Origin of the sequence: Curtobacterium sp. MCSS17_008 (assembly GCF_003234185.1) — a bacterium.
Lineage (GTDB): Bacteria > Actinomycetota > Actinomycetes > Actinomycetales > Microbacteriaceae > Curtobacterium.
Genome location: NZ_QKSM01000003.1, coordinates 188,949 through 202,886, shown reverse-complemented (window position 1 = coordinate 202,886; position 13,938 = coordinate 188,949). Strand labels below are relative to the sequence as shown.

General features: G+C 72.1%; 13 protein-coding genes and 1 tRNA gene. 5 read left to right on the top strand and 9 right to left on the bottom strand.

Translation table 11 applies throughout. The annotated features are described in order from the left end of the window. Positions 1–57: 57 nt before the first annotated feature. Both DEJ23_RS05355 and DEJ23_RS05350 read right to left on the bottom strand, forming a co-directional pair. Positions 58–1,050, bottom strand: coding sequence for a glycosyl hydrolase family 18 protein (locus DEJ23_RS05355; protein ID WP_111239213.1), 993 nt, complete (start codon positions 1,048–1,050; stop codon positions 58–60). Between the two features lie 52 nt (positions 1,051–1,102). After that, positions 1,103–1,552, bottom strand: a complete 450-nt coding sequence (locus DEJ23_RS05350; RefSeq protein WP_111239314.1) for a MarR family winged helix-turn-helix transcriptional regulator — start codon at positions 1,550–1,552, stop codon at positions 1,103–1,105. Positions 1,553–1,680: 128 nt separating this feature from the next. Between DEJ23_RS05350 and DEJ23_RS05345 the strand changes: the two genes are divergently transcribed. Continuing rightward, positions 1,681–2,901 carry an MFS transporter gene (locus DEJ23_RS05345; protein ID WP_111239212.1) on the top strand — a complete coding sequence of 407 codons (1,221 nt, stop codon included), beginning with the start codon at positions 1,681–1,683 and terminating at the stop codon, positions 2,899–2,901. A 108-nt stretch (positions 2,902–3,009) separates the two neighbouring features. Here the strand turns inward: DEJ23_RS05345 and DEJ23_RS05340 are convergent. The 3 genes from DEJ23_RS05340 to DEJ23_RS05330 form a co-directional block, all read right to left on the bottom strand. Further along, positions 3,010–3,099: transfer RNA gene (locus DEJ23_RS05340), tRNA-Ser, on the bottom strand. A gap of 365 nt (positions 3,100–3,464) precedes the next feature. Next, positions 3,465–4,139 (bottom strand): GntR family transcriptional regulator, encoded by a 675-nt coding sequence (locus DEJ23_RS05335; RefSeq protein WP_111239211.1) that lies wholly within the window; start codon positions 4,137–4,139, stop codon positions 3,465–3,467. A 149-nt stretch (positions 4,140–4,288) separates the two neighbouring features. Beyond that, entirely contained in the window at positions 4,289–5,737 is a 1,449-nt protein-coding gene (locus DEJ23_RS05330; protein WP_309147074.1) for an MFS transporter, read from the bottom strand. 209 nt (positions 5,738–5,946) lie between these two features. On the opposite strand from DEJ23_RS05330, the gene DEJ23_RS05325 reads away from it, so the two are divergent. From DEJ23_RS05325 to DEJ23_RS05315, 3 genes are all read left to right on the top strand, one after another. Further along, positions 5,947–7,146, top strand: coding sequence for a cobalamin-independent methionine synthase II family protein (locus DEJ23_RS05325; RefSeq protein WP_258375262.1), 1,200 nt, complete (start codon positions 5,947–5,949; stop codon positions 7,144–7,146). A gap of 175 nt (positions 7,147–7,321) precedes the next feature. Then, on the top strand, positions 7,322–8,707 hold the full coding sequence (locus DEJ23_RS05320; RefSeq protein WP_111239311.1) for an AAA family ATPase: 1,386 nt from the start codon (positions 7,322–7,324) through the stop codon (positions 8,705–8,707). Further along, positions 8,700–10,721: a VWA domain-containing protein gene (locus tag DEJ23_RS05315; RefSeq protein WP_111239210.1), complete on the top strand. Its 2,022-nt coding sequence runs from the start codon at positions 8,700–8,702 to the stop codon at positions 10,719–10,721. The genes DEJ23_RS05320 and DEJ23_RS05315 overlap by 8 nt, the downstream gene beginning before the upstream one ends. A gap of 19 nt (positions 10,722–10,740) precedes the next feature. Here DEJ23_RS05315 and DEJ23_RS05310 read toward each other — a convergent pair whose 3' ends face one another. Genes DEJ23_RS05310 through DEJ23_RS05300 form a run of 3 tightly spaced genes read right to left on the bottom strand, consistent with a single transcriptional unit; the run spans position 10,741 to position 12,782 of the window. Further along, complete coding sequence (locus DEJ23_RS05310) at positions 10,741–11,517, bottom strand: SCO1664 family protein (protein ID WP_111239209.1); 777 nt, start codon at positions 11,515–11,517, stop codon at positions 10,741–10,743. Next, a complete protein-coding gene (locus DEJ23_RS05305; RefSeq protein ID WP_111239208.1) occupies positions 11,514–12,041 on the bottom strand; it encodes a DUF3090 domain-containing protein in 528 nt (175 codons plus the stop codon). The genes DEJ23_RS05310 and DEJ23_RS05305 overlap by 4 nt, the downstream gene beginning before the upstream one ends. A gap of 33 nt (positions 12,042–12,074) precedes the next feature. Further along, positions 12,075–12,782, bottom strand: a complete 708-nt coding sequence (locus DEJ23_RS05300) for an MSMEG_4193 family putative phosphomutase (RefSeq protein WP_111239207.1) — start codon at positions 12,780–12,782, stop codon at positions 12,075–12,077. A gap of 73 nt (positions 12,783–12,855) precedes the next feature. Between DEJ23_RS05300 and DEJ23_RS05295 the strand changes: the two genes are divergently transcribed. After that, on the top strand, positions 12,856–13,302 hold the full coding sequence (locus DEJ23_RS05295; protein WP_181429126.1) for a BLUF domain-containing protein: 447 nt from the start codon (positions 12,856–12,858) through the stop codon (positions 13,300–13,302). A gap of 11 nt (positions 13,303–13,313) precedes the next feature. Here the strand turns inward: DEJ23_RS05295 and DEJ23_RS15625 are convergent, their stop codons facing one another. After that, positions 13,314–13,925 carry a ScbR family autoregulator-binding transcription factor gene (locus DEJ23_RS15625; protein WP_181429125.1) on the bottom strand — a complete coding sequence of 204 codons (612 nt, stop codon included), beginning with the start codon at positions 13,923–13,925 and terminating at the stop codon, positions 13,314–13,316. Positions 13,926–13,938 lie beyond the last annotated feature (13 nt).

Below are 13,938 nucleotides of genomic sequence, written 5' to 3'. Positions count from 1 at the left end.
GCGGGCCCGCACCGCGCCTCCCGTCCGCGGGTCGTCGCGTCCCGGTCGCGCCGTCCGTCAGTCGGGCAGCGCCTGCGTCGTCAGCGACCAGAGCGCGACGCCGTGCAGGCCGAGGCGCTGCGCCAGGGCGACGCGCGCGCGGTAGGACCGGGCGTCGGACCAGTGCAGCTCCCGGCCGTCGGGGAGGGTCGCGCTCCACTCCCCCGTCCGCTCGGACCACCGGGCTGCGTGACCGGCGACCGCCCGAGCACGCGCCGGCGAGACCTGACCGGTGGTCCGTCCGCCCCAGACGTACCCGTAGCCGGCGATGCCGAGGTCGATGCGGTCTGCCGGGAGCCCCTCGCGCTCGGCCGCCGCGACCACCCGCTGCGCCCACGGCAGCGAACCCACCGACCCGGGCCTGCTCCACGGTCCGTGCTGGTCGTAGGTCATGAGCACGAACCGGTCGACGTGCTCGGCGAGCGCGCGGAGGTCGTACCCGGTCTCGCGGAAACCGGCCGCCGAGGTGGATGCCATGACCGCCATCGTCACGGGTGCCTCCGCGCCGAGCTCGTCGTGCACGGCCGACTCGAGGGCCGCCGCGAACGCGACGAGTCCGGCCCGGTCCCGCGCGCGGAGGGACTCGAGGTCGATCTGCACGCCGTCCAGGTGGTTCCGCGCGGCGAGTGCCGCGAGCTCGCGTGCGACGTGGCGACGGGTGGCGGCGTGGGCCAGGAGCGCCGTGCCGGTGTCGGGCGAGAAGTCCCCGAGGGACTCGGAGAAGTTGCTGACGAGCAGCTCCGCCCCGGCGCCGCCACGGTGTGCGGTGCGGGCGAGCGAGCGGACCTGGTCGGGCAGGGGCTCGAGGCCGGAGCCGTCCTCGGTCAGGGTGACGCCGTCGATCCCGATCGTGGCGGCGTGCTCGGTCGCGGCGCGGACCCGGGCGGCGGCGGTCCCGGGTTCGGCGTAGGCCTCGACCACCGGTCGGGACGCCCGGGGCGCGACGGCACACCCGCTGAGCGCGGTGCACGCGAGGACGACGGCGACGGCGAGTGCTGACCAGCGGATCACCCGCCAACGCTAGCCGAGGGGCGGAGGTGGTCCGCGCCTCCCGTCCGGATCGTCAGGCCTGGACGCGCTCGAGCCGCTCGACGGCCTCGGCGAGTTCCTCGAGCTCGGGGACGTCGCGTGCCTCGGCGAGCGCGGCCTCGAGCGCCGCCGCGTGGATCGGTGCGGCTTCGTCGAGCAGCGCCTGGCCGGCGTGCGTGAGCTCGGTGTACAGCCCCCGTCGGTCGTCCGCACAGAGGACCCGGGTGAGCAGGGCACGCTCCTCGAGCCGGTTCACGAGCCGGGTGGTGGCGCTCGGACTGAGGGCGGCTGCGCGAGCGAGCTGCTGCATGCGCATGTGGAAGCCGTCCTGTCGGCGCAGGGCGTCGAGCACGGTGAACTCGACGACCGACAGCTCGACGGCCCGGAGCGCGCGCTCGAGCCGGGTCTCGATCGCCGCGTGCAGGGCGGCGAGGGTACGCCAGCCGTGTGCGCGGACGGCGACGGACGTGTCGTCGACGGACATGAAGCCTCCCGGGGTCGGCGGACTGATCATTGCTTGCGCGGATACCCCGCGTGTGCAACGATCAATGTCCCGCGTGTGCAACTACCAGCGTACGCGGGCCCCCTCCCCCGCACAACGGAAGGATCCCCATGCCCGCCGGACTCATCGCCCTCGCCCTCGGGGGCTTCGGCATCGGCCTGACCGAGTTCGTCATCACCGGCCTCCTGCCCGAGGTCGCAGCCGACTTCGGGGTCACCGAGACCACCGCCGGCTGGTTGGTCACCGGCTACGCCCTGTCGGTAGTGGTCGGCGCGCTCGCCCTCACCGCAGCGACCACCCGGTTGCCGCGGAAGCCCGTGCTCGTCGGCCTGCTCGTGCTCTTCATCGTCGGGAACACGCTCTCCGCACTCGCCCCGAGCTACGGCGTGATGATGAGCGGCCGGGTCGTCGCGGCGCTCTGCCACGGGGCGTTCTTCGGTATCGGGTCCGTGGTCGCGGCGAACATGGTCGAGCGCGGCCGGCAGGCGTCCGCCGTCGCGCTCATGTTCACCGGCCTGACGGCGTCGAACGTGCTCGGGGTTCCGTTCGGCACCTTCCTCGGGCAGGCGTTCGGGTGGCGCAGCACGTTCTGGACCATCGCCGCGATCGGTGTCGTCGCCCTGGTCGGTGTGCTCCTGCTCGTCCCCGCGGTCCGCACCACCGAGACCCCCTCGCTCGTCCGGGAGGTCGGTGCGTTCCGGTCCGGCCAGGTCTGGCTGTCGCTCGGGGTCACCGTGCTCGGCTTCGGCGGGATGTTCGGGGCGTTCACGTACATCGCCTACACACTGACCTCGGTGTCCGGGTTCGCGGCGAGCACGGTGCCGTGGCTCCTCGTGGTGTTCGGCGTCGGGCTCTTCGTCGGCAACATCGTCGGGGGCAAGGCCGCGGCGCGCTCCATCGACGGCACGCTCCTCGTCGTGCTCGCGGTCCTCACGATCGTGCTCGTCGGGTTCGCCCTGGTGGCGAGCTCGGCCGTGCTCACGGTCGTCGCACTCGTGCTGATGGGAGCGTTCGGGTTCGCGACCGTCCCCGCCCTGCAGACACGGGTCATGCGGTACGCAGACCATGCCCCGACCCTGGCGAGCGGGGCGAACATCGCGGCGTTCAACCTCGGCAACGCGCTCGGCGCGTGGATCGGTGGGCTCACCATCGCCGCCGGGCTCGGGTACACGTCGCCGCTCTGGGCCGGTGCCGCGATCACCCTCGGCGCCGTGCTGCTGACGCTCGGGGCCGCCGGTGCCGCGCGACGGTCGGACCGGTCCGCCGGTGCGTCGACGACGGCCGCTGCGACCGAGGCCGGCGCGAGCACGGGCAGCACGGCCACCGTCTGACCCGCGGCGTGGGCGCCACCCGCGTGGCACGGCCCGCGTGGGCACGGGCCCCGTGGGCACCGCGCCGGAACGACGAAACCCCCGCTTCGGCGGGGGTTTCGTCCTGTGCGGAGACGGAGGGATTTGAACCCTCGGTCCCCTCAAAGGGGACTCCACCTTAGCAGGGTGGTGCACTCGGCCTGACTATGCGACGTCTCCGTGCGCTCTCGCGAACGCAGACCCCACCATACAGGAGGACGAGCGCCGTCTCGACCTCGGGGCCGACCGGACACGCTGTCGGCGCGCGTGCCCACGGGACGCGACATGCGGACCGTCAGGGCAGACGGTCCCCTGAAGTGGGGACGCCGAGGGGTTGTCGGCGCGTACCCCGACGCCTAGCATCATCGGGACGCGGCGATCACGTTCCGGAGTTCGTCCTCCGTAGTCGCGACACAGCACCAGACGTCGTCCCCCCTTCTGCAGAGCCCGCCGCCTCCGGTCGCGAGGAGCTCTGAGGGGGCCGACCAGGGGGCGCGGACCCAGTCCGCGCCCCCGCTCTGGGTGCCCCACCCGCGTGCACGCACTCACGCCGCGGAACGGAACCGGTCCGGCAGTGCGATCAGGTCCTCCGCGAGCCCGACGAGTTCGCTCGCGCACACGTCGAGCCGATCGAGCTCGGCTGCCGCCACCGCTCGCTCGACCTGCAGCACCCGAGCGCGCCTCCCCACGACGGCGTCGATGCCGTTCGCCGCCGCGACGTCGTCCGTGAAGAACGTGTCGAGCACCGGCCGCTGCGCCGCGAGCCAGTCCGCGCTCACGGTCGCCCCGCGCCGGCGGAGGTACCAGGCGCCGACGTCGACGAGTGCCCCGGCCTCGGTCAGGCAGGACCGGAGGACCTGGGCATCGAAGGCCTCACCCGTGCCCGGCCCGCCGGTGGCGGGGTCGGCGATCATGGCTCGGGCGACCCGCAGCCGCTCGACCATCTGACCGACCGACCACTGGGCCACGACGACCCCGACGTACCGCTGCACGCTCACGAGCCGCAGCGCTTCGAGCGGGACCAGGGCTTCCCGCACGGGCGTCCGGGAGACCTGCATGTCCTCCGCGATGTCGTCGAGCCGGAGCCGCTGCCCACGGCGGTAGACGCCGCGCAGCACGTTCTCGAGCAGCTTCAGGAAGACGGCGTCGCGCAGCAGGCCGCGCCGGATGCCGTTCGGGTCGGGGACCCGGTCGCTCCCCGAGGACGATGTCCGATCCATCCACCCAGGGTCACGCACGGTGACCGCCGGGGCTTCCGGGAACGGACGACCGGTGGACCGTTCCGGTCATGGTCGGGATGTGCAGGAGTGCCATGCCGAGACCCTCCCAGCGGGAGGGTCTCGGTACGAAACATTACGTATACGAAATCTTACTTCTTGGTGGCGTCGGTGAGGACGGACAGCGGTTGCGTGATGTCCTCGAGGCCCTTCCGTGCCGCGTCGACGCCGAACACCAGGGCGACGACGCCGCCGATGATCATCACCCCGGACCCGAGCAGGTAGCCCCAGAACAACGGATCGCGGGACGACCCGTCACCGATGAACGCCCCGTAGATCGTCGGGGCGATCGCACCGAAGATCTGCGCGAGGGCGAAGAAGTAGGAGATCGCCTGCGACCGGAGCTCGAGCGGGAAGATCTCGCTGACGGTCAGGTAGGCACTCGAGGCGCCGGCCGAGGCGAAGAAGAAGGACACGCACCAGAAGACGACCTGCACGGTCGCGCTGATCGCGTCCGCACGGAACAGGAACGCCGAGGTCGCGAGCACGAGCCCCGAGACCAGGTAGGTGAGGAAGATCATCTGCCGCCGGCCCCAGGTGTCGAAGAACCGGCCGAGCAGGATCGGCCCGAGCAGGTTGCCGATGGCGAACGGGAAGAAGTACACCGCCGTCTCCGACGTCTCCAGGCCGAAGAAGTTCGTGAGCACGAGGGCGTACGTGAAGAAGATGGCGTTGTAGAGGAAGGCCTGGGTGATCATCATCGTCGCCCCGACCAGGGTGCGCGAGGGGTACTGCTTGAGCAGGACCTTGGCGATCGTCAGGAAGCCGACCTTGTCGAGCGGCGTGACCGTCATCGCCTTCGAGTCGGGGACGTCCGGCAGGCGGTGCCCCGTCGACTTCTCGACCGACTCCTCGATCGCCGACACCGTCCGCTCGGCCTCCTCCTCGCGCCCGTGCGTCATGAGCCACCGCGGGCTCTCGGGGATGTGTCGCCGCAGGAAGATGATCACGATGCCGAGCACCGGGCCGAGGAAGAACCCGATGCGCCAGCCGATCTCCTCGGCGAAGATCGACGTGTCGAGCAGGTAGATGTTGGCGAAGGCGCCGAGGGCGGCACCACCCCAGTACGTGCCGTTGATCGCGATGTCGACGTGCCCGCGGTACTTCGACGGGATGAGCTCGTCGATGGCCGAGTTGATCGCCGCGTACTCACCGCCGATGCCCAGCCCGGCGACGAACCGGAAGGCCGCCAGGAACCAGAAGTCCTGCGCGAGACCGGCGATGCCCGAGCCGATCAGGTAGATCGCGAGCGTCAGGATGAACAGCTTGCGTCGGCCGAGCCGGTCGGACATGCGCCCGAAGACCAGGGCGCCGATCACCTGCCCGAAGAGGTAGATGGTGCCGAGGGTCGTCACCTGCTGCGTGGACAGGTCGAGGTCCGCCTGGAACCCGGCGTTCGAGACGATCTGGATCTCGAGCCCGTCGAGGATCCAGGACACCCCGAGGCCCACGACCACGCTCCAGTGGAACTTCGTCCACGGCAGTCTGTCCATCCTGGCGGGGACCAGGCTCTTGATCGCCCCGTTCGTCGTGCTGCTCACGAGTGCGGACCGTACTCCGGAGATTTCAGGCGGGTTCCCAGCCCCATTGCAGCTTTACATCCTCACAGATTCAGGCGCGTGTGGGATAGGAGACGGGAGGCGCGGTACCGGCCCGCCCCGTGCCTCCCGTCCGGCGTCCGCTCGCGATCCGCGTGACGCGGGATGACCTGTCTCCGCGCCGATGACGGTCGCGTCGGTACCGTGGCGGGGTGCCGCTGCAGAACTCGACCGACCGCATCCTCACCACGCACACGGGCTCCCTCCCCCGGACCCCCGAGCTGACCGCGCTGCTGGTCGCCCGCGACCAGGGGAAGCCGTACGACGAGCAGGCCCTCCGCGAGGAGACCGCCGCCGTGCTCGCCCGCACGGTCGACGCACAGCTCGACGCCGGGATCGACGTCGTCAACGACGGGGAGGTCCCCCGCGTCGGCTTCTCCACGTACATCCGCGAGCGCCTGTCGGGGTTCGGCGGGACGGGGCACCGCAAGCCCACGCTCGACAGCGTGAAGTTCCCGGGGTACGCGGCGTTCCAGGCCCGGCAGATCGACGAGGGCGCCGAGTTCGCCCGTGTCTGGGACACCCCGGTCGCCCAGGGCCTGCTCGAGTACGACCAGGAGCGCGCCGGCATCCGCGAGGACCTCGACGGCTTCGCGCGCGAACTCGCCCGCAACGCCGCCGCCGGGCGCACGCCGGCCGGGACCTTCCTCTCCGCGGCGACGCCGGGCATCGTCGCGACGACGCTGCTCCTCGACGAGGAGAACCCGCACTACCGCGACCACCGGGAGTACGTCTTCGCGCTGGCCGAACAGCTGCGGGTGGAGTACGAGGAGATCGTCGCGCGTGGGCACGTGCTCCAGCTCGACGCACCGGACCTCGCGATGGAGCGGGTGATCCACTTCGGCGATGCGCCGCTGGACGTGTTCCTCGACGCCGTGGACCTGCACGTCGACGCCCTCAACCACGCGCTGCGGAACATCCCGAAGGAGCAGACCCGGCTGCACGTCTGCTACGGCAACTGGCAGGGCCCGCACCAGGACGACGTCCCGGTCGACGTGCTCCTCCCCCACCTCTACCGCGCCGAGGTCGGCTCGTTCAGCATCCCGTTCGGCAACCCGCGGCACGCGCACGAGTTCCCGGCGTTCCGCGACCTGCCGCTGCCCGACGACGCGGTGCTCGTGCCGGGCGTCATCGACGTGACGACGAACTACCTGGAGCACCCGCAGCTCGTCGCGAACCGCATCGTCGAGGCGGCCGAGGCCGTGGGCGACCCAACCCGCATCGTCGCCGGCACGGACTGCGGGCTCGCGACCTTCGCGAGCTACGAGTTCGTCGCCTCGGACGTCGCGTGGGCCAAGCTCCGCGCGCTCGTCGAGGGCGCGGAGATCGCCTCGCGGCGCCTGTTCGGCTGACGCGTTCCCTCCCGCGGAACGCAACCGCAGCGGTTCCTCGCAGCGACATCCCGCTGCGCGGAACCGTCATCGTTGCGTCCCGCGGGACGCGCGCACGAGACAGACGGGAGGCGCGGGGCGGGCTGGTCCCGCGCCTCCCGTCCGCCTGTCGGTGCGCGGGCGTAGCGTGCGCACCGTGACCCGACCAGACATCCACACGGTCGGCGAGCTCCGCGCTGCTGGGCACGTCCAGAAGTCGGTCCGCGCCGAGATCCGCGACAACCTCCTCCAGGCCCTCCGCGAGGGCCGCGACCCGTGGCCCGGCCTGCACGGGTTCGAGACCACGGTCGTCCCCCAGCTCGAACGCGCCCTCATCGCCGGGCACGACGTCGTCCTGCTCGGCGAGCGCGGGCAGGGCAAGACCCGCCTGCTCCGCACGATGCAGGGCCTGCTCGACGAGTGGACCCCGGTCATCGCCGGCTCGGAGCTCGGCGAGCACCCGTACGAGCCGATCACCACGGCGAGCCAGCGACGTGCCGAGGACCTCGGGGACGCCCTGCCGATCGCGTGGCGGCACCGTGACGAGCGCTACGTCGAGAAGCTGGCCACCCCGGACACCAGCGTGGCCGACCTGATCGGCGACGTCGACCCGATGAAGGTGGCCGAGGGGCGGAGCCTCGGCGACCCCGAGACCATCCACTTCGGCCTCATCCCCCGCGGACACCGCGGCATCGTCGCCATCAACGAGCTGCCCGACCTGGCCGAGCGCATCCAGGTCGCGATGCTCAACGTGATGGAGGAGCGCGACGTCCAGATCCGCGGCTACGTGCTGCGCCTGCCCCTCGACGTGCTCGTCGTCGCGAGCGCGAACCCGGAGGACTACACGAACCGCGGTCGGATCATCACGCCGCTCAAGGACCGTTTCGGTGCCGAGATCCGCACGCACTACCCGATCGAACTCGCCGACGAGGTCGCCGTCATCCGACAGGAGGCGCAGCTCACCGCCGAGGTCCCCGACGCGCTCATCGAGATCCTCGCCCGGTTCACGCGGGCGCTCCGGCAGTCGAGCGCGGTCGACCAGCGCAGCGGCGTCAGCGCCCGCTTCGCGATCGCCGGTGCCGAGACGATCTCGGCCGCGGCCGTCCACCGTGCCGCGCGGCAGGGCGAGGAGCACCCGGTCGCCCGACCGATCGACCTCGAGACCGCCGTCGACGTCCTCGGCGGCAAGATCGAGTTCGAGAACGGAGAGGAGGACCGCGCCGACGAGGTCCTCGAGCACCTGCTCCGCACCGCAACGGCGGAGACCGTCCGCTCGCGCTTCCGCGGGATCGACTTCGGTGTGCTCGTCGAGGCGCTCGACGGCGGCACGATGGTGACCACCGGCGAGCAGGTCAGCGCGCGGACCTTCCTCGAGGGTCTGCCGTCGGTCGGCGAGTCCGACGTCTACGACCAGGTGTGCGAGCGCCTCGGCGCGACCGACGACGGCGAACGAGCCGGCGCGATCGAGCTCGCGCTCGAGGGGCTCTTCCTCGCCCGACGCATCAGCAAGGAGTCGGGGGGCGGCGAGGCCGTCTATGGCTAGTCGGCAGAACCGTCGCCTGACCCGCGACGCCCGCTACGGCAGGTACGAGGGCGGACCGGACCCGCTCGCCCCGCCGGTCGACCTGTCCGAGGCCCTCGACGCCATCGGCGAGGACGTCATGGGCGGCACCTCGCCCGAACGCGCCCTCCGCGAGTTCCTGCGGCGCGGCGGCCAGACCCAGCGTGGTCTCGACGACCTGATGCGTCGCGTCGCCGAACGCCGGCGTGAGCTCACCAGCCGGAACAACCTCGACGGCACCCTGCAGCAGGTCAAGGAGCTCCTGGACGAAGCCCTGCTCGCCGAACGTGGCGAACTCGCCCGGAACGTCGACCTCGACGACGGCGACCGTGCCCTGGCCGAGATGCAGCTCGACAGCCTGCCCCCGTCGCCCGCGAGTGCGGTGCAGGAACTGAACGGCTACGACTGGAAGAGTCCGACGGCGCGGCAGCAGTACGACGAGATCAAGGACCTGCTCGGGCGCGAGGTCCTCGACCAGCGCTTCGCCGGCATGAAGCAGGCGCTCGAGAACGCCACCGACGACGACCGCGCGGCCGTGTCCGAGATGATGCGGGACCTCAACCAGCTGCTCGAGGACCACCGCCGCGGCACCGACACGCCGGAGCAGTTCGACGCCTTCATGGCGCAGCACGGGCAGCACTTCCCGTCGCAGCCGCAGAACGTCGAGGAGCTGCTCGACGAGCTCGCCGCCCGGGCCGCCGCCGCGCAGCGGATGCGCAACTCGATGACCCAGGAGCAGCGGGACGAGCTCGACGCCCTGGCGCAGCAGGCCTTCGGTTCCCCGGACCTGATGGGGCAGCTCGGGCAGCTCGACGACAACCTCCGCGCGCTCCGTCCCGGCGAGGACTGGGGCGGCTCGGAGCGCATGGACGGTGAGCAGGGCCTCGGGCTCGGCGACGGCACCGGGGTGTTCCAGGACATCGCGGACCTCGACGCCCTCGCCGAGCAGCTGGCGCAGTCCGGCCCCGGTTCCGACCTCGCCGACCTCGACCTCGACGCCCTGCAGCGCCAGCTCGGCGACGAGGCCACCGTCGACGCCAGGACCCTGCAGCGGTTGGAGCAGGCCCTGCGGAACTCGGGTGCGGTGCAGCGCGGCACGGACGGGCAGCTCCGCCTGACCCCGAAGGCGATGCGCCAGCTCGGCAAGAGCCTGCTCAAGGACGTGGCGGAGCGGATGTCCGGCCGGCAGGGCGCTCGTGACCTCCGCCGCTCGGGCGCGTCCGGCGAACCCTCCGGTGCGACCCGTCCGTGGGCCTTCGGTGACACCGAACCGTGGGACCTGCCCCGCTCGATCACCAACGCGCTGGTCCGGACGGCCGCCGACGGGCGGACGGGCCCGGGGGTCCGCCTGGCGATCGACGACGTCGAGGTGCAGGAGACCGAGGCACGGACCCAGGCGTGCGTGGCGCTGCTCGTCGACACGTCGTTCTCGATGGCGATGGAGGACCGCTGGGTCCCGATGAAGCGCACCGCCCTCGCACTGCACACGCTCGTGAGCACGAGGTTCCGCGGTGACGACCTGCAGCTCATCGCGTTCGGGCGCGAGGCCGAGGTCATGGACGTCGAACAGCTCGTCGGCCTCGACGCGCAGTGGGACAAGGGCACGAACCTGCACCACGCACTGCTCCTGGCGAACCGGCACTTCCGGAAGCACCCGACGGCGCAGCCCGTGCTGCTCGTCGTGACCGACGGCGAACCGACGTCGCACCTCGAGCCGAACGGCCAGGTGTGGTTCGGGTACCCGCCGGACCCGGTGACGATCGCGCTGACGGTGCGGGAGCTCGAGAACGCCGGGCGGCTCGGCGCGCAGACGACGTTCTTCCGGCTCGGTGACGACCCGGGGCTCGCGCGGTTCGTCGACGCGATGGCCCGACGCGTGGACGGCTCGGTCGTCGCGCCCGAGAACGACGACCTGGGCGTCGCCGTCGTCGGGTCCTACCTCGGCTCACGCCGCGCCGGCGGCGGGTCGCTGTCCGGCGACGGCTGGGCGGGCTGAATCCGACCAGGCAGGACCGTCAGAAGAGGGGCCAGGGCACGGCGGGGCCGTGGCCGGGCGGGGGCGGGAACATCCCGACCGCCCGGAGCGCGGCGCAGCGCGCCCGGAGGTTGTCGATCTCGCCGACGGTGAGGTGCTCCGTGAGCGCCACCCCGAGGTCGCCCCGGAGCGCCTCGGACACCCGGTCGAGGCCCTCGAGCTCGTCGGGGTCGAGGGGCTCGCCGATCCAGCCCCACAGCACCGTGCGGAGCTTGTGCTCGACGTGGAACGTCAGGCCGTGGTCGACGCCGTACCGGTGCCCGTCCGGCATCGCGAGCACGTGCCCGCCCTTGCGGTCGGCGTTGTTCACGACGACGTCGAACACGGCCATCCGCCGGAGCGCCGCGGTGTCCTCGTGCACGAGCGTGACCGGCCGGTCGTGTTCGTCGATCGCCTCGAGCACGGGGAGCCAGGGCGTGCCCTCGGCCTCAGCCTTGTCGGTGGGCACCAGGTCGACGGCGTCCTGGCCGGGGTCGACGTCCTGCCAGCGCTGGACCATCCCGGGGCCGAACGGACCGTCGCCGAGCCACGTGGGCGGCACGATGCCCCACCCGAAGGCCTCGGAGACCAGGTGCGCGGCGACCTCGCGGCCGGCGAGCGTGCCGTCCGGGAAGTCCCAGAGCGGACGCTCCCCGTCGATCGGCTTGTAGACGACCGACGCTCCGTCGAGGTCGGCCAGGAAGGTGGCGTTCGAGGCCTCGCGGATGCGCGCCCGGATGGTCAGGGCGCCGTCGTGCTGCGGTGCGCCGTCGCTCATGCGTCGCCGGGGCGCCGCCCCGCGGCGACGACCTCGCGCGTGCGTTCGACGAAGGCCCGCGCGCTGCCGACCGGGATCTTCACCTGGAAGACCTCGGCGGGCTCGGGGATCTCGACCACCGCCTCGACCTCCTCACCGTCCTCACTCGTCTCGGTGACGATCTCGAGCTCGTCCTCGATCGGGTACGCCTCGATGACCACCTGCGCCGTCGCCGGGTCGAAGCCGAGGCTGAGCGCCCCGGCGCGGAACTCCGGTTCCACCGGCTGGTCGAGCGGGGCCGCGTCGCGGAGTTCCGACGGCACCGTCGGCGGGACGCTGAACCGGTTGTCGTCGACGGTCGCGACCTCGTCGAGGAGTTCGGCCACCTTGTCGGCCAGGACCGCGGACTGCTCCTTCTCGAGGGCGACGCTGGTCACCCGCTTGCCGTCGCGCGCCTGCAGGTAGAAGGCGCGCTCGCCCGGGCGGCCGACCGTCCCGACGACGAGACGTTCCGGCCAGTCGAAGCCGTGCACGATGGTGGGCATGCCCCGATTGTAGGAGCGGTCGGCTCCGTCCGTTCAGGGACGAGCAGTCCCCGGGTCGTGACCGGCTCCCCCGCCGACGGCTGCGTCGCCCGTGGGCGCGGGCGCGGCGGCCAACCAGGACAGGTCACCGGAGTCGGTGTTCGTCGCGACCACCTCGGGCCGGTGCTCGCCGTAGCGCACGACGGACACCGACGCCGGTCCGACGGCGATCCGCTGGAACAGGTCGAGGTGCATGCCGAGCGCGTCGGCGAGCACGGACTTGACGATGTCGCCGTGGCTCACCGCGACCCAGACGGCCGTCGGACCGTGCGCGGCCTCGACCTCGGCGTCGATGCGCCGGATCGCGGCGACGGCGCGGGACTGCATCGTCTGCATGGACTCACCGCCGGGGAAGACGACGGCGCTCGGGTTCGCCTGCACGGTGCGCCACAGGGGCTCCTTCGCCAGGTCCGCGAGCTTCCGGCCCTGCCAGTCGCCGTAGTCGGCCTCGGTGATCGCCCGCTCCACGCGGACCTCGGGCGAGCCCTGCTGCCGCGCGAGGAGGGCGCGTGCGGTCTGTCGGCACCGCTCGAGCGGACTCGTCACGAGTGCGGCGAGCGGGATCGGGGCGATCCGCTCCGCCGCTCGGTCCGCCTGCTGGCGGCCGACCCGGTCGAGGGCGACCCCGGCCGTGCGGCCAGCGAGGATCCCGGTCGCGTTCGCGGTGGTGCGCCCGTGCCGGACGAGGAGGACGGTCGCCATGCGCTCGATCCTAGGCACTGGGGTCCGGGGCGCGCGAAGCGGATGGTGGACAGCGGTCGGCGCGACTCCCGCCATGCACGAAGATGGAGCGGTGCTCGTCTCCATCGTCTACATGAGCCGGTCCACCGTCCCCTTCGACGACGCCGCGCTGGCCGAGCTCCTCCGCGAGGCACGTCTCCGCAACGAGGCGCTCGGTGTGTCCGGCCTGCTCGTGGCGAAGGGCGGCCGCTTCATGCAGCTGCTCGAGGGACCGGCGTGGAGCGTGGACGACCGGTTCGGAGCGATCGCCCGCGACCCCCGGCACAGTGAGGTCAAGTCGCTGGTCCGCGAGGACATCGAGCGCCGCCGGTTCGACGGCTGGTCGATGGCCTACCGGTCGCTCGACGACGCCGACGTCGCGACGGAGGAGGGCTTCAGCCCGTTCCTGTCGGGCACGATGGACTTCGCGCCGGAGTTCGACCGGACGAGCGCCGCGTGGCTGCTCAAGTGGTTCCGCGACCGGGAGCTCACCGACCGCTGACCTGGCCCCGCTCAGTCTGTCGTGCCGAAGGTGTCCGCGACCACCCCGAGCAGCTGGGCGCGGTGGGCCGGTGCCGCGGTCGCGTGCACGACCATCCGCCACATCACGGCGACCGCCGGGTCGAGGTCGGCTCGCCCGCTCCGGACCTCCGCGACGAGCTGGACACCCGTGAAGTACGGCACGACCGATCCGCCGAGCTCCTCGGCCGTCAGGTCCGTGCGGAGTTCGCCGCTGCCGAGGGCGAGCCGGAACACGTCCACGATCCCGCCGATCCACTGCTCGTAGAACGACGACGTCGCCCCCGAGAACTCGCCGCGCTCGAGCGACAGCCGGATGCCGGCGCGCACGATCGGGTCGGTGCGGAGCAGGTCCGCGATCTGCTTCGAGGCACGGATCAACGCGGCCGTCGGCGACGCAGCGTCGTGGCTCACCTCGGCGAACGTCCGCGCGTTCTGTTCGTCGATCACGCCGAGGGCGAGCGCCAGCTTCGTCGGGAAGTGGAAGTGCAGCGTCCCCTGCGCCACGTGGGCGCGCCGCGCAACGGCGGCGATCGACGTGGCGGCGAAACCCACCCGGTCGAACTCCTCCGCCGCGGCCACCAGGATCTGCTCACGTTTCCCCACGTGACCAGTGTCA